The following is a 20,550-nucleotide window of genomic DNA, read 5'->3' as shown; positions in this document are numbered from 1 at the left end:
GGGCGAACCCTCGACCTCGGGTCGACGTTCATACTCGACGGCGCTATGTTTCTGGTGTGACTGTTGTGGCCCTGGTGGCGTTCGTGATGATCATCGGTATCGGCTGGATCGTGTCGGTCGTCCGGCGGACACGTCGGTCGGCCGACTCCGTCGCTGCCGGACTGAACCTGCTCGAGATCGAGCTCGATCGACGACGGGCCGTGATCCCCGATCTCGTGCGCGCTGCCGTCGACGCCGATCTCGACCGCGCCGCCGTGAACCAACTCGTCGGAGCGCGGTCGCTGTCGGCCATGATGCGGGATCGGCGCGCCGAGCTCGGCGCCCGGGCCGGCGCCGAGAACGCGGTGTCGGTCGCGCTGCACGAGGTGCTCTTCGACGGTCGGGCCAGTGGGCCTCTCGGGTGGGACTTCAGCTCGCCCGCAACGGAACTCGATCGCATCGAGCATCGCGTCGCCGGGGCCGTCCGCGTGTACAACACGCAGGCCTCGTCGTTGGCCTCGCTCGCCGACTCGCCGCTGTCCGGACCCGTCGTCCGGCTGCTGGGCGTCCGGGCGCCCGAGGTGTTCGCCGAGACCGCGGACGCCGACACGGCGTGGTTGCGGGCGCCGCAGCACGCCGCCTGAGCGCACCCGATAGATTCACTGCTCGTGGCAGCTACCGAGAAGTCCGAACTGGCAGAACTGGTCCGCGAGTTGGCCGTCGTGCACGGGAAGGTGACGCTGTCGTCGGGCACGGAAGCCGACTACTACGTCGACCTCCGCCGTGCGACGCTGCACCACCGCGCCGGTGCCCTCATCGGGCAGCTCATGCGAGAACTGGTGTCGGACTGGGATTTCGACGCCGTGGGCGGACTCACCATGGGTGCCGACCCCGTCGCCTTGGCGGTCATGCACGCGCCGGGCCGTCCCATCGACGCGTTCGTCGTCCGCAAGGCGGCCAAGGCCCACGGCATGCAGCGTCAGATCGAGGGCCCGGACATCGTGGGCAAACGGGTCCTGGTCGTCGAGGACACCACCACCACCGGCAACTCCCCGCTCACGGCCGTCGCGGCTCTGCGTGACGCCGGTGCCGTCGTGGTGGGCGTCGCGACGGTGGTGGACCGCGCCACCGGCGCCGACGCGGTCATCGCGGCCGAGGGTCTCGAGTACCGGTCCCTCCTCGGTCTGGGCGACCTGAACCTCTGAGCTCTACTGCCAGCCGACGGCGGTGAAGGGCGCGTTCGTCGTCACGCGGCTGACGATGCCGGCGTGCGCGAAGTCCTTGGCCGTGGCCACTGCGTCCTGGACCGAGGAACCCTTCGCCAGCTCGGCGGTGATGGCGGCGGCAAAGATGCAGCCGGCTCCGGAGACGCGCTCCTCGCCGATCTTCGGCGCACGGAACACCGAGACGTCGGTGCCGTCGAACAGGACGTCGACGGCCTCGTCGCCGGGCAGACCCGCGCCGCCCTTGACCACCACGTAGCGCGGTCCGAGGTCCGCGATGCGGCGGGCGGCCTCCGACAGATCGTCGACGGACTCGATCGAGTCCATTCCCGACAAGGTCTGCGCCTCGAAGAGATTGGGCGTGACGACGGTCGCGAGCGGGAGGATCTCGGCGCGCAGGGCGTTGTCCGTGTCCAGCGCCGCGCCCGGCTCCTGGCCCTTGCAGATGAGGACGGGATCCACGACGACGTGTCGCCACGGCTGCTGACGGAGCGACTCGGCGACGGTGGCAACGGTCTCGGGTGTGCCGAGCATGCCGATCTTCACGACGTCCAGTGAGTGGGCAGCCGTCGCCGCCTCGATCTGGTCGGCGATCACCGGTCCCGCGATGGGGACGAAACGGTGGCCCCACCCGGCCTTCGGATCGAACGAGACGATGCAGGTGATGGTGCCGACGCCGTAGACCCCGAGCCGCTCGAACGTCTTGAGGTCGGCCTGCAGGCCGGCGCCTCCCGTGGCTTCGGATCCGGCGATGACGTAGGCGAGTGTCGGCATGTCTTCATCATCCCAAAACGCCGAGAGCGCGTGGGTGCGGGGCCGAGAGAGCCCCCGCACCCACGCGCTCGGTCGTCAGGAGCGAGTGCCCTTGCGACGCGAGAGTGCGAACGCACCGACACCCGCGACGGCGACGACGGCCACGCCGGTGCCGATCGCGGCGACGGGCAGTCCGCCCTCGTCGTTCGAGGCACTCGCCTGATCCGACCCCGCGAGGCTCGACTCGGACGACACGAGACCGATCTCCGGCAGTTCGCCGGCGACGATGACGTTGCCCTCCTCGTCGTCGGTGAAGTAGTCGACCACCTTGAACGTGCGCGTCGGGCCGTCGACGTAGAAGCCGATGAGACGGATTCCGGAGGCGGTGACCTCGACCGTGGTGGAGTCGATGGTCGCGACCTCGACGTCCTCCTTCTTCTCGTCGCCGACCTCGACCGTGACGGTCTCCTCGGCGGCGTTCTCCGCGGCAGCCTCGTCGGCGGCCTTCTTGTCCGCGGCATCCTTCGCAGCTGCGTCGGCCTCGGCCTTCGCTGCTGCGGCGGCCTCGGCTGCTGCTGCCGCCTCGGCGTCACCGGCTGCTTCGAGCCGCTTCGCGTTCTCCTCGGCGACCGTGGCGGCCACCTGCGTCGTCGCTGCCTTGACGACAGCGGCGAAGAGCGTCGACGCCTTCGCATACGCGGCCTGGATCGCCGTGGTGACCTTGGCGGCGTCGAGCGTCGCGAACGCGTCACCGACGGCCTTCAACGACTCCTCGGCAGCCTTCGTGGCCTCCTCCGCGGCGGTGCGCGCGGCGGCTGCGGCCTCGGCCTTCGCCTCGGCGTCCGCACGCGCGGCCTCTGCCTCGGTCGGATCCGCGGCAGCGTCGCCCTCGAGCTCGTCGGCCTTGTCCTTCGCAGCGTCGGCCTCGGCCTGAGCGGCGTCCGCCTTGCTCTTCTCCTCGTCCGCTGCAGCCTTGGCGGCGTCCGCCTCTTCCTGCGCCTTGGCGGCGACACCGGCGGCGACGATGCTCTCCTGCTCGGCGACCGACGCCGATTCCTCGGCCTTGGATGCCTCGAGCTCGGCCTTCGCTTCGTCGACCTCGGCCTCGGCAGCGGCGTCGCCGCCCTGCGCTGCGGCGATGGCGTCGTCGAGGAATGCCTGCGCCTTCTTGATGGCGTCGACGGCGGCCTTGGTAGCGTCCTTGGCCACCTGCAGTGCCTTCTTCTCGTCCTCGGTCAGCTTCGCGTCGATGTCGACCTTGATGGAGGAGTTGCCCTCGTCGTCGACCACGACGGAACCGGTGACCTGCGGCAGCGGCCGGGCCGGGGGAGCGGTGGTGGGCACGGTGGTGACCGGCGGCGCATCCGTCGCCGAGGGTGCCTGCTCGGTGCTCGACGTGGCGGGAGCCTCGGTGGTGGTACTCGAGGAGGACTCGCTGCTCTCCGAGCTGTCCGGCTGATCCTGCTGGGCGACGGCCACGGCGGGTGCGGCGACAGCCAGCGACACGGCGAGCACGGCGCCTGCTGCAGCGAGCCGCGTCCTGCGGGCACGGGTGATGGACTTGTCCGACATGAATGGCCTTTCGATACCGAAGACGGCATTCCTGCCGTATCCGAGAAGCGGTGAAGAATGGTGTACGCGTCCCCCGACCGAACAGAACGTACCTTCCGGTCCGCCTAGACCTTTACTTCAGAGTTACTTCGTCATCGAAGTGTGACCTTTGGTGCAGATGGTGTTCATGCGGTGAATGTGACTGGTGTGATTCGGTTTTCCCTGGTCAGTCGCCGACGGTGAGCGCTGTCGCCTCGTCGACGCTGTGCGGTGCCGGGTCGTGATCGTCGACGTGTGCGAGGACCTTCCGGCCGGTCGCGAGAACGCCGATGGCCAGGAAGGTGCAGGCGGCGCCCACCCAGAACGGCACGTGCACATTGGATTCACCGAGCTTGCCGGCGAGGTACGGGGCGGCAGCGCCGCCGGCGAACCGCACGAAGCTGTAGGCCGCCGAGGCGGTCGACCGTTCGACCGGCGCCGAGATCATGACGGTCTCGGTGATGAGGGTGTTGTTGACGCCGAGGAACAGTCCGGCAAGGACGACGCACACGATCAGAACCGGCTTGCTCTCCGTGAACAGAGCCATCGCGGCGAGGTCGGCGGCGAAGAGGAGCAGCGCGAGCATCATCATGTTCAGCGTCCCGAACCGGCGCTGCAGGCGCGGTGCGAGGAACACCGAGGCCACCGCGAGCGCGAGTCCCCAGCCGAAGAAGATGAAGCCGATCGCGTAGGTGCCGAGGTCGAGCGGGAACGGCGTGTAGGCGAGCAGGGTGAAGAATCCGTAGTTGTACAGCAGTGCCGTGATGCCGACCGTGAGCAGCCCGCGGTGCCGCAGTGCGCGGAAGGGGTCCGCGAGAGAGGTTCGGTGCGTGGGCTTCTCGCCCTCCGGCAGCATGACGACGAGCAGCACGACGGCCACGGCCATCAGGACGGCGACGCCGAAGAACGGGCCCCGCCAGCTGATGCTGCCCAGGACGCCGCCGACCAGCGGGCCGGTGGCGATGCCGATGCCCAGTGCGGCCTCGTACAAGATGATGGCCCGCGCGACGCCACCGCTCGCGGCGCCGACGATCGTCGCCAGGGCGGTCGCGATGAAGAGTGCGTTGCCCAGTCCCCAGCCGGCGCGGAACCCGACGATCTGGGTGATGGTGCTCGACGAGCCTGCGAGCGCGGCGAACACGATGATGATCGCGAGACCGGCCAGCAGTGTCTTCTTCGGGCCGAAGCGCGACGAGACGACGCCCGTGACGAGCATCGCCACGCCCGTCACCAGCATGTAGGACGTGAACAGAAGAGACACCTGCGACGGTGTCGCGTTCAACTGTTCGCCGATGGGCTTGAGAATGGGATCGACGAGGCCGATCCCCATGAAGGCGATGACACTGGCGAACGCCACTGCCCACACGGCCTTCGGTTGCTGCAGAAGGCTCGGCTGGGACGCGTCCTTCTTCTCCTCGATCGTCGTCACGGGTGTTCCTTTCGTGCTGTGTTCTTGAGTACCGAGCGCAGGTCGTCGAGGCCCTCGACGATGCGTCGGAGTTGGTCGGGATCGGGCTCGCCCAGGTGGCGGAGCAGTCCGTCGCCGATGGCGCGACGCGAGTCGGCGAGCCAAGTGCGTCCGTGGTCCGAGATCGACACGACCACGGCGCGGGAGTCGGTCGGATCCGTCATGCGGTCGACGAGACCGTTCTCGTGGAGCGTGCGCAGCAGGGCCGTCGCCGAGGGTTGCGAGCATCGGTCGAGGCGGGCGAACTCGCTGATCCGGATCGCGCCGTACTCGTCGAGCAGGGAGAGCGCGCGCGACCACGTACGGGGATGCTCCGCGGGCGCGACCGAGGCCGCGAGCCGGGTGAAACGCGAGGTCGTGGTGACCAGTTCGGACAGCAGTGTCCGCAGTTCGTCGGTTCGCATCGCCGTGGTCTGCACTCCCTTAACGTTACATAAGCTAACTATCGAAATCCAGTGTGGGGTCGGTTACGGTGTCCGCATGCCGTCCGGGTCGTCCGCCACGCTGGTCCGCAGGGCCACGACCCTGGCCTACGCCGTCGCTGCGGCGGGCACCATCGTCGGTGCCGCCACGCATCGACCCGTCGTGCAGGCGGTGTGCAAGCCGCTCCTCATGCCGATTCTCGCGGTGCGGTCCGGCGCCCACCGCTCGCCACTGCTGGCTGCGGGGCTCTCGGCGGCGACGCTCGGCGACGTCGCGATGATCGATCCGGACGACGATCGCCGGTTCACTGCGGGGGCGTCGTCGTTCGGCGTCATGCAGGGGTGCTGGTCGGTACTGTTGCATCGCAACGGTTCTCGCGTGCGGCCGCACCATGCTCTGCTTCGAGCGGCGGGATGGGCGGGCGGCGCCGTGCTGGCCACGAGACACGCCCCGACCATTGCACCGATCTCCATGGCCTACGGCGTTGCCCTCGGTGCCATGTCCGTTCTCGGTGCGGACGGCGACACCCGTGCCGTCGTCGGATCGACGCTGTTCACCGTCTCCGACGGCATGGTGCTCGTGCGGCGGACCACGGCCGACGCGCGCCTGCGCGACGTCCTCGAGGTCGCGGTGCTCGCGACCTACATCGGCGCTCAGTACGCGCTCGTCGACTCCCTCACGGGAACAGCGTCGGGGTTCCCGACTCGAGATCGAGCAGCAGGCGTTTGCGCTCGACGCCGCCGGCGAAACCCGTGAGGCTGCCGGACATTCCGATGACGCGGTGGCACGGCACGACGATCGACAACGGATTGCGGGCGTTGGCCGACGCCACCGCTCGCACCGAGGTGGGCCGGCCGACGGCGACTGCCAGAGCGGAGTACGTCCACGTCTCGCCGTAGGGGATCGTCCGGAGCGCAGCCCACACCTCGTTCTGGAATTCGGTGCCCACCGGGGCCAGCTCGAGATCGAAGCGGCGCCGCCGGCCGCCGAAGTACTCCGCCAACTGATCGCGGATCTCGTCGAACCCGTCCGCCCGGGCGGTACCGATCCGGCCGGGAGCCGGTGCCGGACGGTGACCGGGAAAGTAGACGCCCGACAGCGCCGTCCCGGTGCGCACGACGGTGAGAGGACCCACCGGGGTGTCGAGAACGGTGTGGTGCCGGGTCGAGCCGGTCGGTGTCACAACCGAATCCGCGTCCGGTCGTCGGGATCGACGACGACGGGAACGGTCGCGCCGACCTCGTACCGAACGGACCCCGTGCGGCGGACGGTGCCCGGGTAGGACCCCGACCCGGGCACGGTGATCGTGAGGTCGACCTCCGTCTCGGCTCCGATCTCCCGTACCTCGTCGACGACGGCCCACCCCTCGAGCCCGTGGTCGCGCATGCGGCGTTCGTCGGCGGTCGGGCGCCCGGCAGCCATCATCGCGAGTCCCAGTGCCGCGCCGAAGCCCGCGACCAGCGCAGCGATCTGATACGGAACGGTGCCGTCCGGGGCCTTGGGCAGGAGCACGAGCGCCCAGACCGCCAGCACGACGACGTAGATGGCGGTGACCACGGCCACCGCCCGACCCACTCTCTCGTGGTCCATCGACTCGGATCCCTCCCGTGAGCGCCTCCGAGGACACCGGAAGCTACTCGGCGGTAAGTTTTCGGCTCACCGCTCTGTTGCAGCTCAGCCCGACCCTTTACTCTTCAGACATGTCTCAACCTACTGTCTTCATCACCGGCGCAGCAGCCGGCATCGGGCGGGCCACCGCACTCACGTTCGCCGCCGCCGGGTACCACGTCGGTGCGTACGACATCGACGAGACGGGACTGGCCTCTCTCGCGAAGGAGATCGCGGCGAAGGGCTCGACGTCGACGACGGGAATCCTCGACGTCACCGACACCGCGCAGTTCACCGAGCGACTGAAGGAGTTCGACGAGGCGGCGGGCGGGCGACTCGACGTGCTCATCAACAACGCGGGCATCCTCATCGCGGGCCAGTTCGCCGAGCAGGCCATCGAGACGCACCGCAAGCAGTTCGACATCAACGTCGGCGGCGTGCTGAACGGGCTGCTCGAAGCGTTCCCGTACCTGAAGAAGACGCGCGGCGCCCAGGTGGTGAACCTGTGCTCCGCCTCCGCCATCTACGGCCAGCCCGAGCTCGCCACGTACGGCGCGACCAAGTTCGCGGTGCGCGGGCTCACCGAGGCGCTCGACCTCGAGTGGCACAAGCACGACATCGCCGTGAAGGCCATGTGGCCGCTCTTCGTCCAGACCGCCATGACCAAGGGGATCCAGACCGGCACCACCGGCTCGCTGGGCATCAAGCTGACCGCGCAGGACGTCGCCGACGCGATCTTCAAGTCGACGCAGCCCGCCAAGCGGATCTACCACAAGGTGCACTTCCCGGTGGGGCTCCCGTCCAAGGCACTGTCCATGGGCTCGCGGTTCTCCCCGGTCTGGCTGACCCGCGAGGTCAACCGCCGTCTGTCCCATTCCTGAGTTGACCGAGAACGACCGCAGCGACGAGGCGGGTGCCACCGAGTGGGGTGAGCACCCGCGCGGCGTACCCGCCTGGGACGTCGAGCGTGACGGGCCTCGGCCCACCGATCCCCGCTACGACCCGGAACTCCTCGACGAGGGGGATCGGCGCAACGTCGTCGACGCGTACCGGTACTGGACGCGCGAGGCGATCGTCGCGGACCTGGACACGCGCCGGCATCCGATGCACGTGGCCATCGAGAACTTCGCGCACGACGCCAACATCGGGACGGTCGTCCGTACGGCCAACGCGTTCGGCGCCGCCGCGGTGCACATCGTCGGGCGTCGACGGTGGAACCGTCGCGGTGCGATGGTCACCGACCGCTACCAACACATCGAGCACCACGCCGACGTCGGCGGACTGATGGCCTACGCCGCCGAGGCGGGCCTGACGGTGGTGGCCGTCGACAACGTGCCCGGGTCCGTCCCGCTCGAGACTGCCGTTCTCCCGCGGAATGCGCTGCTGCTCTTCGGTCAGGAGGGCCCGGGCGTGACCGACGACGCGCGCGCCGCCGCGTCGATGACGGTGTCCATCGCGCAGTTCGGCTCCACCCGCAGTATCAATGCCGGTGTCGCAGCCGGGATCACGATGCACGCCTGGATCCGGCAGCACGCGGATCCCGACCTGGCCTGGTGACCGTGCCCGACGGCTCCCGAGCCGAGGGGTACTGGCAGGATCGAATCATGCACGACACGTGGTCCTCCAGGGCGGACGCCGCCGAGGAGGCCGTCTTCTCTCGCCACGTCCGCCGTCTGTGGGGACTGCCGGGGACGGCTCTGGGTGTCGTGGCGTGGCCGCCGGTCCGACGGGAGCGGTTGTTCTTCCGCTGGCACTACTGGTGGCAGGCGCACCTCATCGACTGTGTGGTCGACGCCGAGGAGCGGGCGCCGTCGGCGCGCCGCCGACGACGGCTGGCCCGGATCGCGCGCACCCACCGGCTGCGCAACCTCACCGGCTGGACCAACTCGTACTACGACGACATGGCGTGGCTGGGGCTGTCCCTCGAGCGAGCGCAACGTCTGCACCTCGTCGACAATCGCACCGCGATCGCGGCCCTGGAGTCGGAGCTGTTCGACGCCTGGGATCCGGCGCACGGGGGCGGTATCCGCTGGTCCAGGAAGAGCGACTTCTTCAACGTGCCGGCCAACGGCCCGGCGGCGGTGCTGCTCGCACGGACCGGCAAGCTGTGGCGCGCCCAGGCCATGGCCGACTGGATCGACGCGACTCTCGTCGATCCGACGACCCATCTCGTGCTCGACGGCATCCACGCAGACGGCCGCGTCGAGACGCCGATCTACTCCTACTGCCAGGGCGTCGTGCTCGGCGCCGAGACCGAACTCGCGATCAGCCTCGGTGACGACAAGCACCGCGAGCGCGTGCATCGACTCGTCGCCGCCGTGCAGCAGCACCTCACGAAAGACGGCGTGATCATCGGCGGCGGGGGAGGGGACGGTGGCCTGTTCAACGGGATCCTCGCCCGGTACCTCGCACTGGTGGCGACGTCGCTGCCCGGAGACGACGACGAGGACCACGAGGCGCGCTCGGTCGCCGCCGACATCGTGCTGGCGTCGGCGGAGGCCGCGTGGGACAACTGCCTGTCCATCGAGGGCCTGCCGCTGTTCGGGAGCGACTGGTCCGCCATCGCCAAGCTGCCCTCGTTCGGTGCGTCGATCGCCCGGTTCAGCGCCGGCACCGTCACGTCGTCGTCCGTGCCGGAGCGCGACTTCTCCGTCCAGCTCGGCGGCTGGATGTTGATGGAGGCGGCGCACAGCCTCGGCTGAACGTCAGCCGTCAGAGATCGTGCACGTCAGAGATCGTGCACTTCAGTGGTCTCCACCGGCTTCTTCATCTCCTTGCGGTACTGGTACAGACCGAAGATGGTGCCGACCACGATCGAGACGATCATCAGCGTGAGCACGGTGGGGAACAGCCACGACACCTTGTCGAGCACCGCTCCGAAGTAGAACCCGATCAGCAGCAGCACGGGTGCCCAGATGAGCGCACCCAGCGTGCTGGCGATGGTGTAGCGGCGGTGGTTCATCCCGCCGGCACCGGCGACCATCGGGCACAGGGTCCGCACCCACGGGATCCAGCGCGCGACGAGCACCGCCCAGAAGCCGTGCTTCTCGAGAAGTCGGTTGACCTTCTCGAGATTCGCGGTGTTGACATACTTGCCGTTCTTGCGCGCCACGAGGCGATGACCGGTGCGTTTACCGATCATGTACCCCACCTGATTACCGGCGATGGCGGCCAGGAACGCGCCCGCGGACAGCGCCCACACGTGCGAGGTGCCCGAGGCGTGGGCGGCCAGTCCGATACCGGCGGTGATCAGCAGCGAGTCGCCCGGAAGGAAGAGGCCCACGATGACGGCGCACTCGAGGAACACGAAGGACACCACGATGAGCCAGACCAGGGTGGGCCCGGCCGATTCGAGGAATCCCATCGCGCCGCCTTCGGCGAGCACGGTGCTACCGGCGAGAAGCATGAACGGGGGACCGATCTACGAGGACGAGTCGCGCGGAGCGGGCTCGGTGCGCTGGACGGGCTCGGACCACTGAGCTGGTTCCGACCGCTGAGCAGTGTCCGACCTCTGGGCCGGCTCGGACCACTTGGACGGCTCGACCTTGCCGTCGAGCTTGCCGTCGAACGCGTCGACGGCCTCACCGAGCGGGGTGCGGCGCGAGGAGACGATCCGCTTGCCGACCTCCCAGGCGATGGGCAGGACGGACACGGCGACGATGAGCAGGAAGATGATGTCGACGTTGTCGCGGATGACGGCGATCTGGCCCAGCAGGTAGCCGAGCAGCGTGACGCCCGAGCCCCAGACGATGCCGCCGACGACGTTGTAGGTGATGAACGTGCGGTAGCGCATGCCCGAGGCGCCGGCCACGACCGGCGCGAACGTACGCACGATGGGCACGAAGCGCGCCAGGAAGATGGTGATGGGTCCGTGCTTCTCGAAGAACGCGTGCGACTCGTCGATGTAGCGCTTCTTCAGGAAGCGGGCGTCGTCCGTGAACAGGCCCGTGCCGGCCTTCTTGCCGATCAGATATCCCGCCTGATCACCCAGCACCGCGGCGATCGGAATGGTCACCAACAGCACCCACAGCGGCGCGAACGGCTCGATCTCCGCGCTCTTCGACGCGGCGATCAGACCGGCCGTGAACAGCAGCGAATCGCCCGGGAGCAGCGGGAACAGCAGGCCCGACTCGATGAACACCACCAGCAGCAGACCGACCAGGACCCAGGTGCCGAACGAGTTCAGCAGGTTGACGGGATCGAGGAACCCCGGCAGCAGGGCGAGGTCGGTCACGGAGGCGGCCACGGTAGTCACAAGCGCCCACAGTACCGGCGAGAGCAGCCGATACCCGCACGCCGAGTGGCGGGTAGTACAACTCACGAGCAACTCTCAGCAACTACCGGCGAGTAGATCGGGCAGGGCGCGACCGGCGTCACCTCGGTTGACATACTGCTAGTGACCGCACCTGATCGGGTGCCCCGTTCGCTCACCGTGGAGGTTTCTTCGTGCCGATCGCAACTCCCGAGGTGTACGCCGAGATGCTCGGCCGCGCCAAGGAACACAAGTTCGCTTTTCCCGCCATCAACTGCGTGGGATCCGAGTCCGTCAACGCGGCCATCAAGGGCTTCGCCGACGCGGGCAGCGACGGCATCATCCAGTTCTCCACCGGTGGCGCGGAGTTCGCGTCCGGCCTCGGTGTGAAGGACATGGTCACCGGCGCCGTCGCGCTCGCCGAGTTCGCCCACGTCGTCGCCGCGAAGTACGACGTCACCATCGCGCTGCACACCGACCACTGCCCCAAGGACAAGCTGGACACCTACGTGCGTCCGCTCCTCGCGGTGTCGCAGGAGCGCGTCGACGCCGGGAAGAACCCCCTCTTCCAGTCGCACATGTGGGACGGCTCCGCGGTGCCGATCGACGAGAACCTCGAGATCGCCAAGGATCTGCTGGCCCGGGCCGCCGCGGCGCGCATCATCCTGGAGATCGAGATCGGCGTGGTCGGCGGCGAGGAGGACGGCGTCGAGGCGGAGATCAACGACAAGCTGTACACCTCGAACGAGGACTTCCTGAAGACGGTCGAGGCGCTCGGTGCCGGCGATGCCGGATCGCGCTACCTGTTGGCCGCGACGTTCGGCAACGTCCACGGCGTCTACAAGCCGGGCAACGTCAAGCTCAAGCCGTCGGTGCTCGCGGACGGCCAGCGCGTCGCCACCGAGAAGCTCGGACTCGCTGCCGGCTCCAAGCCCTTCGACTTCGTCTTCCACGGCGGCTCGGGCTCGGCCAAGAGTGAGATCGAGGAGGCCCTCGAGTACGGCGTCGTGAAGATGAACGTCGACACCGACACCCAGTACGCGTTCAGTCGGCCCATCGCCGGCCACTTCTTCAGCAACTACGACGGCGTGCTGAAGGTCGACGGCGAGGTGGGTAACAAGAAGGCCTACGACCCGCGCAGCTACCTCAAGAAGGCCGAGGCCGGTATGACGGCGCGCGTCGTCGAGGCGTGCAACGACCTGAAGTCCGCCGGTCGGAGTGTGTCAGCGGGCTGACCCGTGAGCCTCTTGCGCATCCCCGGATGCGCAAGAGGCGCACGAGCGCGGTCAGGCGCAGACCTTCCAGGTCTCGCCGTCCAGCGCGAGGTCGAACGTGCGCGCCGAGGGCTCCGCGCCCTCGGTGCGCGCGGTGACCTGTGCGATCGCCGTCGTCTGATCCGGCGGTTCCGCTTCGGTGATCTGAATGGTGTCGACGCTCTGTACCACCGGCACCGTTCCGGATGCGACGGCGGCGTCGTGCGTCGCGGCGAAGTCGACCTCGGAGATGCCGCCGTAGAAGGACGCCAGCGCGCCGCACGTGACGCCGCGCAGAGCGGTCAGGTCGCCGTCACGCAACGCCGTGGTGAAGGTGTCGATCGAGGTGCGGATCTTCTCGTCGTCACTCGGACCCGTGACGCTCGTGCCGCCGCGCAGCAGTGCGAACGCCACGACACCCGCGATCGCCAGCAGGGCCACGAGGGCCGCCGCGATCCACGGTCCGCGCCGCCGTCCACCGGAACGTGTCGACACCTTCTTCGGTGCGGCGCTGGGTTCGATGCGGCGCGGTGCGGCGGGGCGCGAGTTATCCGGGGACACGCGTGCACCTTATCCAGCGCCCGACGTCTCCCGCGCGCTCCGTGGGAGACTGTCGTCATGACTTCCTTCGGTGATCTCCTCGGTCCCCAGCCCACCCTGCTGCCCGGCGACGACGAGGCCGAGTCCGCTCTCCTGAACCACACGGCCCCCGAGGAGGTGGCCGCGGCGCACCCCACCGCGTCGATCGCGTGGGCCTACCTCGCCGAGGCCGCCCTGTCCGACGGCCGCACCATCACCGCGTACGCCTACGCACGCACCGGCTACCACCGCGGTCTCGACCAGCTGCGTCGCAACGGCTGGAAGGGCTTCGGACCCGTGCCGTACAGCCACGAGCCCAACCGCGGCTTCCTGCGCTGCGTGGCCGTCCTGGCCCGCGCCGCGCAGTCGATCGGGGAGACGGACGAGTACGCCCGCTGCCTCGACCTGCTCGAGGACTGCGATCCGCGCGCCGCGGACGAACTCGGCGTCGGCTAGCACCAGCTTGATGGGCCGATTCGGGAGCTACCCACGATTCACGGCCCCGCATCTCGGCCTGCGCACCCGCGGCTCCGCGCGGATCGACGCCTCGTTGCGGCGACTGAGTGTCTCCGGGTTGCCGATCATCCAGTGCGCGCTCGCCGCGGGCATCGCGTGGTTCGTGGCGACGGACGTCGTCGGGCACGTCACGCCCTTCTTCGCACCGATCGCGGCCGTCGTCTCGCTCGGTGTGTCCCTCGGGGCGCGGATGCGACGCTCGGCCGAACTCGTCGTCGGCGTCACGGTCGGTATCGGTGTCGGTGACGCGATCATCGCCCTCATCGGGACCGGCCCGTGGCAGATCGCCCTGGTCGTCGCGCTCGCGATGTCGACCGCGGTCTTCCTCGACAGCGGCGCCATCATCGCGATGCAGGCGGGATCGTCGGCCGTGCTGGTGGCGACGCTCATCCCGCCGGGCAACGCCGGCGGACTCAACCGCATGGTCGACGCGTTGATCGGCGGTCTGGTGGGACTCGCCGTCGTCGCCGTCGTGCCGACGCACCCCGTGCGCCGCGCACGCAAGGACGCGGCCACCGTCATCGCCACGTCGGGCCGAGTACTGCAACTCGTCGCGGACGGTCTCCTGGCCAACGACGCGGAACCGATCGCCAAGGCACTGAAGGCTGCGCGCGCCACACAACCGGCCATCGACGCGATGCGCACCGATCTCAAGGGCGGGCGCGAGATCAGCCGCATCTCCCCGCTGTACTGGAACAGCAAGCAGCGCCTGGCCGAGCTGGCAGCGACGGCGGATCCGCTGGACAACGCGGTGCGCAACATCCGGGTTCTCGCCAGGCGCTCCCTGTCCCTGGTGCGCGACGACGAGATTCTCGACCCCCGACTGGTCGACCTCGTCGAGAAGCTCGCGCAGGCCACCGAGGTGGTGCGGAAGATGATGCTCGCTGATCCCGGCGAGCAACCCGACCGAGCAGAGGCAGCGCGGGTTCTCCGGCACGTGGCAGTCGGTGCGAAGGCGGAGCTCATGCAGGACGCCGGCCTGTCCGCGGTGGTGGTGCTCGCGCAGATCCGATCCATCGTCGTCGACCTGCTCCAGGTGGCAGGGCTCTCGCGGATCTCCGCGCTGGCGACCCTGCCCCCGACCGTCGACCACCCCGCCGTGCCGCCGGAGCTCGACTACTAGGTTCCCGCTGCCGTTCCGTGTTCCCGCGGACGCTGCAACCCCTCCTCGAGTACGGAACCCCTGCGGGAGCTGCCGGTACACAGGACGAGGGTGCTCCACAGGCGGGCGACAGGAAGGCGTGTCCCCGTCCGCGCGTGATCGACACTCACCGCCATGGACCTGCACCGCCGCGCGACCGGTGACGTGACCGATGCGGCGCTGCGCGGTCTGGTGAGGCGCGGCGAACTGGTCCGCGTGAGCCGCGGCTCCTACGGCCCCGGCTCGGAGTGGGCGTCGGCATCACCAGACGAGCGCTACCGCCTGCGCGTGCTCGGAGTCATGGCGGGACGCACCGCGGTGGCCGTCGCCAGTCACGAGTCCGCGGCGGCGCTGCATCGGCTCCCCCTTCTCGCTCCCGACCGAGACCGGGTGCACGTGAGCGTCGACGGTCGAGGAGGTGGTGCGTCGACGAGGAGGGTCGCCGAGCACCGGGTCCCGCTGTCCCCGCTGGACGTCACCACCGTCGACGGTGTGCAGGTCACGACGCCGACTCGGACGGCGCTCGACATCGCGTGCAACAGTGGGACTCGATCGTGCGCTGTGCGCTGTCGAGTCCGCACTCCGCACGGAGGCGCCGGATCTGCAGGAGTGCCTCGCACGGCTCGGGCGCCGTCGCGGCATCGCCACCGCCCGCCGCGCGGTGGACCTCGCGAGCCCTCTCACCGAGAGCATCGGCGAATCGTGGAGCCGAGCCCTGATGATGCAGTGGCCCGAGATTGCCTCGCCGAGGCTGCAGCATCGCTTCCTCGACGATCGTGGTCGCATCGTGGCCCGCACCGATTTCGACTGGGACGGTCGGCTGGTGGGCGAGTTCGACGGGCTGATGAAGTATCGCGGCGGAGCACAGTCGGTGATCGACGAGAAGCTGCGCGAGGACGCCCTCCGCGCGCTCGGCTGCCATGTGGTGCGGTGGACGTGGGACGACCTGCGTCATCCCGAACGGCTACGGCGTCTGCTCGCGGCCGGGATGGCCATCGCGTTCCGCTGACGCCGGAGGTCTCTGGGTTCCCGCAGCCGTTCCGTGTTCCCGCGGAGGCTGCAACCCCTCCTCGAGTACGGAAGCCCCGCGGAAAGCGTGACTCACCATATGCACACATTCGCATGTATGGTCTCGATCATGGGAGCGGGGCACGGACATGCGCACACACCGGCGGCTGGTGAGGCCGGCACCGGGCGGCTGCGACGCATGGGGATCGCGTGGTTCGTGCTCGTCGCGTTCTTCGCCCTCGAGCTGACCGTCGGCCTCATCATCAATTCGCTGGGCCTGCTCGCCGATGCCGGGCACATGCTCACCGACATCATCGGCATGTCGATGGGCCTCGTCGCGCTCACGATGGCCCGGCGCGGATCGAGTTCCGCCGCACGGACATTCGGGTGGCACCGGGCCGAGGTCCTCACCGCTGTCGCCAACGCGGTGCTGCTGCTCGGAGTCGCGGTCTTCATCTTCGTCGAGGCGATCCGCCGCATCGGGGACCAGCCGGACATCCCGGGCCTCGCGATGGTGCTGACGGCCGCCGCGGGACTCGTCGCCAACATCGTCGTCATGCTGCTCATCCGCGCCGACGCGAAGGACTCCATCGCGGTACGCGGGGCCTATCTCGAGGTGCTCGCGGACACCGTGGGCAGCGTCGGGGTGCTCGTCGCCGGTGTGCTGCTCCTGGCGTTCGACTGGACGTGGGCGGACATCGTCGTGGGTATCGCCATCTCGCTGTGGGTGGTGCCGCGGGCACTCTCGCTCGCCGGCCAGTCGTTGCGCATCCTCACGCAGGCCAGCCCGTCGTCGGTGGACATCGGTGCGCTCGAGGCCGATCTGCGGGCGCTGCCCGGAGTCGTCGACGTCCACGACCTGCACGTCTGGACCCTCACCACCGGCATGGACGTCGCCACGGTGCACATCACGTCGGACGGTTCCGGATCGGTGATGCTGGCCCGCGGGAAGGAAGTGCTCTCGGCCTACGGCCTGGACCACGCCACCGTGCAGGTCGAGCCCGCGGTGCACGGTGCCACCTGCCGCGACGAGCTCACCTGGTAGCAGGCCGGTCGGGATGGTGACAGGCATCGGAACACCTGTGCGACCATGACACGGCAGGTCAGTACCTGCGACGTGCTGGCGAGGGGAATCCGGTGAGAATCCGGAACGGTCGCGCCACTGTGAGCGGGCCTCGTCGTCCGTGAGTCAGATCGCCGATCCGGCACGTGAGACTCGAATCGGACGCGCAATCTGAGGAGTTCCACTCGTGCACATCGCCGAGGGTTTTCTGCCACCCGTTCACGCGGCAGTCTGGACGTGCGCCGCGGCGCCGTTCGTCGTTCACGGCGCTCGCGCCGTCGTCGTCCAGGTCCGGGAGAACCCCCGCAGCCGTCTGCTGCTGGGTGCTGCCGGTGCCTTCACCTTCGTTCTCTCCGCCATCAAGCTGCCGTCCGTCACGGGCAGCTCGAGTCATCCCACCGGAACTGGGCTGGGGGCGGTGTTGTTCAAGCCGCCGGTCATGGCGTTCCTCGGCACGGTGGTGTTGCTCTTCCAGGCGTTGCTGCTCGCGCACGGCGGCCTGACGACGCTGGGCGCCAACGCGTTCTCCATGGCGATCGTCGGCCCGTGGGTGGGGTACGCCGCGTTCCGTCTCACCGGCCGGCTGGGCGGTGGTCTGTCGCTGTCGGTGTTCTTCGCGATGATGCTGGCCGACCTGTCGACGTACTGCACGACGTCGGTGCAGATCGCGCTCGCGTTCCCGGATCCGCAGAGCGGCGTACTCGGAGCCGTCACCAAGTTCCTGTCCATCTTCGCTGTCACCCAGATTCCGCTCGCCATCGCGGAGGGCCTGCTGGGTGTGCTGGTGTTCCGCGTCCTGCGGACCGTGGCGACGCCGGAGCTGCGGGACCTCGGAGTGCTCCGCCGCGAGAAGGGTGCCGTCGATGCGTAGGAACGTCGTGATCAACCTGCTGCTCGTCCTCGGGATCGTCCTCATCGTCGGCGCCGCGCTGATGCTCGACGCGGGACGCAGCGGCGACGAGGAGCGGTTCGTCGGTACCGATTCGGCCGCCACGTCGCAGATCGAGGAGGACCACCCGGACTACGTGCCGTGGTTCGAGTCGGTGTTCTCGCCGACGTCGGGCGAGGTGGAGTCGGGTCTCTTCGCGCTGCAGGCCGCGCTGGGTGGGCTCGTCCTCGGGTACGTGCTGGCGGCGCTGCGCGGTCGGCGCAAGCTCGACGCGCTCCGCACCGAACTCGAACGGACGTAGGTGCAGGGTCTCGCGGTCGACGACGCGGCCTGGGCCAGTCCGTGGCGCACGCGCGCGGTGGGGGACAAGGCGGCACTGTCGCTGGGTCTCGTGCTGTGCGCGCTGCTGCTCCCGCCGTGGCCCGGCGCGCTGATCGTCACGGTGGTCGCGCTCGGTGCGGCCGTCGGGGCTGCCCGCACACCGCTCCGGCCGGTGCTGCGTGCGCTCACCGCGCCCGCAGCCTTCATCGCCCTCGGCGCCGTCTCCGTCGCCGTCACGGTGACCGCCACGCCGGACTGGAGTGTCGGGGTCACGGCCGACAGCGCGCGACGAGCGCTGGAGGTGTCCGGTCACGCGATCGCCGGGACGTCGGCCGTGCTCCTGCTGGCCGTCACGACACCGATGATCGACATCCTGACCGGGTTGCGACGGCTGCGGGTACCGCAGGCATGCATCGACGTCGCCGCCGTGATGTACCGCTTCCTGTTCGTGCTGCTGTCGTCGGTACGCACCATCCGCCAGTCGCAGACCGCCCGCCTCGGCTACTCGTCGCCGCGCCGGTCGCTGCATTCCGCGGGTCTGCTGACGGCCGCCGTGCTGATCAAGTCGTGGGACAGGGCCTCGCGGCTCGAGGCGGGGCTGGCGGGTCGCGAGTTCGGCGACGCGGTCTCGGCGGATCCGGTCGACCGGCAGCGCAGTTCGCCGAGCTTCCTGGTGACCGTCGTGGCGGTGCTGGGAGCCGTGGTGGCGCTGTCCCTGCTGGGACATCGCGCATGAGCCACCGCACGCTCACCGCCCGCGACCTCGAGGTGCGGTATCAGGGCGGGCCGCCGGTGTTGGCCGGCGCGAGCCTGAGCGTTCCCGCCGCGGCGAGGGTGGCGCTCCTGGGCGCCAACGGCTCGGGCAAGACGACCCTGCTGCGGTGCCTGTCCGGAGCGATCGTTCCCGATGGCGGTCGGGTGGAGATCGACGACGTCGCACTGCGCCACAGCCGGTCGGGCCTGCGGGCACATCGCCAGGAAGTGCAACTGGTGCTGCAGGATCCGGACGATCAGTTGTTCTCGGTCGACGTGTACCGAGACGTCGCCTACGGTCCGGTGAACCTCGGCCTGGGGCCCGACGAGGTGCGCGACCGCACGGAGGCGGCGCTCGAGGTGATGGGCATCGACCATCTGCGGTCTCGGCCGACGCACCAGCTGTCCTACGGTGAGCGCAAGCGCGTCGCGACGGCCGGCGCCGTGGCCATGCGGCCGTGCATCCTGTTGCTCGACGAACCGACGGCCGGGCTCGATCCTCAGGGCGTCGACGAGATGTTCGCCGCGCTGCACCGCCTGGAGAATCACCACACGACCGTGGTGCTGTCGACACACGACGTGGCCCTGGCGCTGGAGTGGTCGCACTCGGTCGCCGTGGTCGTGGACGGCGCTGTGGTGCAGGGGGATCCGGTGACGTTGCTGTCGGACATCGACCTGCTGGGTCGGGCCAGGTTGCGGACACCGTGGCCGTTGGCGCTCGCGGCGGACCTCGTCCGGGACGGCATGCTCGAACCGGGATCGCGACCACGGGACGCGGAAGAACTACGAAAGATGCTGAGCAGCAGTATCAGTCGGCGCTAACGTACGAGCAACCACTGCTTGTCGTGGCGGTAGATGGTGGACCGGGTGGTCTCGCGGGGGATGTCGATGCCGTCCTTCGTCAGACGCGCCGCCGTGGCTCCGAGTTGCATCGCCCGGCCGGTGATCCAGCGGCGGCGGAACAGTCCGCGCTTGCCCTGCACCCGAGCTCGGAGTCCCGGCATCTCGAGCGTCGGGGTGACCTCGATGCCCGGCACCTCACCGGAGAAGAGCTTGGTGTCGTCGACGTAGGCCTCGCCGACGAGGTGGCCCGACGGCCCCGAGACGGTGGCGAGTCCGACGACGGCCGATCCGGCGTCGTCACGGATGAGGGGAGTGGGGGAGGCGGTGCCGGACAGCGCGACCTTGGCGGCGCGCGATCCGGTGCCGACGCGGAAGAGGTGGCTGGCCTCGCTGGCGGTCTCGGCGACGTAGGCGAGCTCGATGTCGAGTCGGTCGCGCCGCATCAACCGGGTGAGGACGGCGGCGAGCGAGGCGTCGGTGCCGAGCACGATCAGCCGGGGGTCGTGCACCGCGTCGAGTTCGGCGAGCAGGGCGTCGCACTCCTCCTTCGACGGCACCTCGGGTACCGCGGTGAGCGGTAGCGAGGACAGCGCGATGGGCAGCAAGGGCCTGCCGCACTGCAAGACGAACGGAGTCACGCGAATTCCTTCTCAGCCGGACGGGTCTGCCCCACCCTAATCAGGACACGGTCGTCGTGGACCGCGGGAAGGCGCTTGCCCGGTCTCGATTTCGCGTCGCTTTGACCGTGCCGCCGCGACAGAAGACCAGGCAGTACGGTGTGCGGTCGGCTGTGAGCGGCACGTGTCGTCTCGGGCGGTACACTGTGTCACCGGTCATGGTCGGTGCGCGTTCCGCACGTCACGAAGTGCGTTCCGACACGTGCCACAG

The 20,550-nt window shown here is 69.3% G+C and carries 25 protein-coding genes and 1 riboswitch; of the genes, 15 read left to right on the top strand and 10 right to left on the bottom strand.

Features of this window, described 5'->3' with window-relative positions:
• Positions 1-56 precede the first annotated feature (56 nt).
• Positions 57-623, top strand: coding sequence for a hypothetical protein (locus HQ308_RS14030; RefSeq protein ID WP_222646764.1), 567 nt, complete (start codon positions 57-59; stop codon positions 621-623).
• A 24-nt stretch (positions 624-647) separates the two neighbouring features.
• Complete coding sequence (pyrE, locus tag HQ308_RS14025) at positions 648-1,184, top strand: orotate phosphoribosyltransferase (RefSeq protein ID WP_037186299.1); 537 nt, start codon at positions 648-650, stop codon at positions 1,182-1,184.
• Between the two features lie 3 nt (positions 1,185-1,187).
• Here pyrE and thiD read toward each other — a convergent pair whose 3' ends face one another.
• From thiD to HQ308_RS14005, 4 genes are all read right to left on the bottom strand, one after another.
• Positions 1,188-1,976 carry a bifunctional hydroxymethylpyrimidine kinase/phosphomethylpyrimidine kinase gene (thiD, locus tag HQ308_RS14020; protein WP_222646762.1) on the bottom strand — a complete coding sequence of 263 codons (789 nt, stop codon included), beginning with the start codon at positions 1,974-1,976 and terminating at the stop codon, positions 1,188-1,190.
• 75 nt (positions 1,977-2,051) lie between these two features.
• Complete coding sequence (locus HQ308_RS14015) at positions 2,052-3,527, bottom strand: hypothetical protein (RefSeq protein ID WP_222646760.1); 1,476 nt, start codon at positions 3,525-3,527, stop codon at positions 2,052-2,054.
• Positions 3,528-3,732: 205 nt separating this feature from the next.
• A complete protein-coding gene (locus tag HQ308_RS14010) occupies positions 3,733-4,974 on the bottom strand; it encodes an MFS transporter (protein WP_222638856.1) in 1,242 nt (413 codons plus the stop codon).
• Positions 4,971-5,417 carry a MarR family winged helix-turn-helix transcriptional regulator gene (locus HQ308_RS14005; protein ID WP_056444311.1) on the bottom strand — a complete coding sequence of 149 codons (447 nt, stop codon included), beginning with the start codon at positions 5,415-5,417 and terminating at the stop codon, positions 4,971-4,973. Before HQ308_RS14005 ends, HQ308_RS14010 begins: the two co-directional genes overlap by 4 nt.
• 76 nt (positions 5,418-5,493) lie before the next feature.
• On the opposite strand from HQ308_RS14005, the gene HQ308_RS14000 reads away from it, so the two are divergent.
• Entirely contained in the window at positions 5,494-6,192 is a 699-nt protein-coding gene (locus tag HQ308_RS14000) for a lysoplasmalogenase (protein ID WP_222646758.1), read from the top strand.
• Here the strand turns inward: HQ308_RS14000 and HQ308_RS13995 are convergent.
• The gene (locus HQ308_RS13995; RefSeq protein ID WP_222646756.1) at positions 6,113-6,619 is read right to left on the bottom strand and encodes a methylated-DNA--[protein]-cysteine S-methyltransferase; all 507 of its coding nucleotides are present in this window, start codon (positions 6,617-6,619) and stop codon (positions 6,113-6,115) included. The genes HQ308_RS14000 and HQ308_RS13995 overlap by 80 nt on opposite strands.
• Positions 6,616-7,026 carry a hypothetical protein gene (locus HQ308_RS13990; protein WP_222646754.1) on the bottom strand — a complete coding sequence of 137 codons (411 nt, stop codon included), beginning with the start codon at positions 7,024-7,026 and terminating at the stop codon, positions 6,616-6,618. The genes HQ308_RS13995 and HQ308_RS13990 overlap by 4 nt, the downstream gene beginning before the upstream one ends.
• 110 nt (positions 7,027-7,136) lie before the next feature.
• Here HQ308_RS13990 and HQ308_RS13985 point away from each other — a divergent pair, with 110 nt between their 5' ends.
• Genes HQ308_RS13985 through HQ308_RS13975 form a run of 3 tightly spaced genes read left to right on the top strand, consistent with a single transcriptional unit; the run spans position 7,137 to position 9,746 of the window.
• Entirely contained in the window at positions 7,137-7,925 is a 789-nt protein-coding gene (locus tag HQ308_RS13985) for an SDR family oxidoreductase (RefSeq protein WP_027506419.1), read from the top strand.
• Between the two features lies 1 nt (position 7,926).
• Complete coding sequence (locus HQ308_RS13980) at positions 7,927-8,601, top strand: RNA methyltransferase (RefSeq protein ID WP_056443675.1); 675 nt, start codon at positions 7,927-7,929, stop codon at positions 8,599-8,601.
• Between the two features lie 47 nt (positions 8,602-8,648).
• On the top strand, positions 8,649-9,746 hold the full coding sequence (locus HQ308_RS13975) for a glycoside hydrolase family 76 protein (protein WP_222638853.1): 1,098 nt from the start codon (positions 8,649-8,651) through the stop codon (positions 9,744-9,746).
• A 26-nt stretch (positions 9,747-9,772) separates the two neighbouring features.
• Here the strand turns inward: HQ308_RS13975 and HQ308_RS13970 are convergent, their stop codons facing one another.
• On the bottom strand, positions 9,773-10,450 hold the full coding sequence (locus tag HQ308_RS13970) for a DedA family protein (protein ID WP_051613508.1): 678 nt from the start codon (positions 10,448-10,450) through the stop codon (positions 9,773-9,775).
• A gap of 15 nt (positions 10,451-10,465) precedes the next feature.
• The gene (locus HQ308_RS13965; protein ID WP_231476412.1) at positions 10,466-11,299 is read right to left on the bottom strand and encodes a DedA family protein; all 834 of its coding nucleotides are present in this window, start codon (positions 11,297-11,299) and stop codon (positions 10,466-10,468) included.
• A gap of 191 nt (positions 11,300-11,490) precedes the next feature.
• On the opposite strand from HQ308_RS13965, the gene fbaA reads away from it, so the two are divergent.
• A complete protein-coding gene (gene fbaA, locus HQ308_RS13960; RefSeq protein WP_027506415.1) occupies positions 11,491-12,531 on the top strand; it encodes a class II fructose-bisphosphate aldolase in 1,041 nt (346 codons plus the stop codon).
• A gap of 51 nt (positions 12,532-12,582) precedes the next feature.
• On the opposite strand, the gene HQ308_RS13955 is transcribed toward fbaA, so the two are convergent.
• Complete coding sequence (locus tag HQ308_RS13955) at positions 12,583-13,110, bottom strand: hypothetical protein (RefSeq protein WP_222633146.1); 528 nt, start codon at positions 13,108-13,110, stop codon at positions 12,583-12,585.
• Between the two features lie 57 nt (positions 13,111-13,167).
• On the opposite strand from HQ308_RS13955, the gene HQ308_RS13950 reads away from it, so the two are divergent.
• The 8 genes from HQ308_RS13950 (at position 13,168) to HQ308_RS13915 (ending at position 19,641) form a co-directional block, all read left to right on the top strand.
• Positions 13,168-13,584, top strand: a complete 417-nt coding sequence (locus HQ308_RS13950; RefSeq protein WP_027506413.1) for a DUF3151 domain-containing protein — start codon at positions 13,168-13,170, stop codon at positions 13,582-13,584.
• Positions 13,585-13,594: 10 nt separating this feature from the next.
• Positions 13,595-14,767: an aromatic acid exporter family protein gene (locus HQ308_RS13945; RefSeq protein ID WP_204869801.1), complete on the top strand. Its 1,173-nt coding sequence runs from the start codon at positions 13,595-13,597 to the stop codon at positions 14,765-14,767.
• Positions 14,768-15,326: 559 nt separating this feature from the next.
• The gene (locus HQ308_RS13940) at positions 15,327-15,794 is read left to right on the top strand and encodes a hypothetical protein (protein WP_222646752.1); all 468 of its coding nucleotides are present in this window, start codon (positions 15,327-15,329) and stop codon (positions 15,792-15,794) included.
• Positions 15,795-15,923: 129 nt separating this feature from the next.
• A complete protein-coding gene (locus tag HQ308_RS13935) occupies positions 15,924-16,838 on the top strand; it encodes a cation diffusion facilitator family transporter (RefSeq protein ID WP_222633144.1) in 915 nt (304 codons plus the stop codon).
• A 42-nt stretch (positions 16,839-16,880) separates the two neighbouring features.
• Positions 16,881-17,010: riboswitch (cobalamin riboswitch) on the top strand.
• A 33-nt stretch (positions 17,011-17,043) separates the two neighbouring features.
• On the top strand, positions 17,044-17,727 hold the full coding sequence (locus HQ308_RS13930; protein ID WP_204869804.1) for an energy-coupling factor ABC transporter permease: 684 nt from the start codon (positions 17,044-17,046) through the stop codon (positions 17,725-17,727).
• Positions 17,720-18,046: an energy-coupling factor ABC transporter substrate-binding protein gene (locus tag HQ308_RS13925; protein WP_027506409.1), complete on the top strand. Its 327-nt coding sequence runs from the start codon at positions 17,720-17,722 to the stop codon at positions 18,044-18,046. The genes HQ308_RS13930 and HQ308_RS13925 overlap by 8 nt, the downstream gene beginning before the upstream one ends.
• Positions 18,047-18,802, top strand: a complete 756-nt coding sequence (gene cbiQ / locus HQ308_RS13920) for a cobalt ECF transporter T component CbiQ (RefSeq protein ID WP_027506408.1) — start codon at positions 18,047-18,049, stop codon at positions 18,800-18,802.
• Positions 18,799-19,641 carry an energy-coupling factor ABC transporter ATP-binding protein gene (locus HQ308_RS13915; protein WP_222646750.1) on the top strand — a complete coding sequence of 281 codons (843 nt, stop codon included), beginning with the start codon at positions 18,799-18,801 and terminating at the stop codon, positions 19,639-19,641. Before cbiQ ends, HQ308_RS13915 begins: the two co-directional genes overlap by 4 nt.
• On the opposite strand, the gene HQ308_RS13910 is transcribed toward HQ308_RS13915, so the two are convergent.
• Positions 19,638-20,300, bottom strand: coding sequence for a hypothetical protein (locus tag HQ308_RS13910; RefSeq protein ID WP_027506407.1), 663 nt, complete (start codon positions 20,298-20,300; stop codon positions 19,638-19,640). The genes HQ308_RS13915 and HQ308_RS13910 overlap by 4 nt on opposite strands.
• Positions 20,301-20,550: the final 250 nt, after the last annotated feature.

Origin of the sequence: Rhodococcus sp. BP-241 (assembly GCF_019836145.1) — a bacterium.
Classification (GTDB): domain Bacteria; phylum Actinomycetota; class Actinomycetes; order Mycobacteriales; family Mycobacteriaceae; genus Rhodococcoides.
This window is presented reverse-complemented; position numbering and strand designations above follow the sequence as displayed.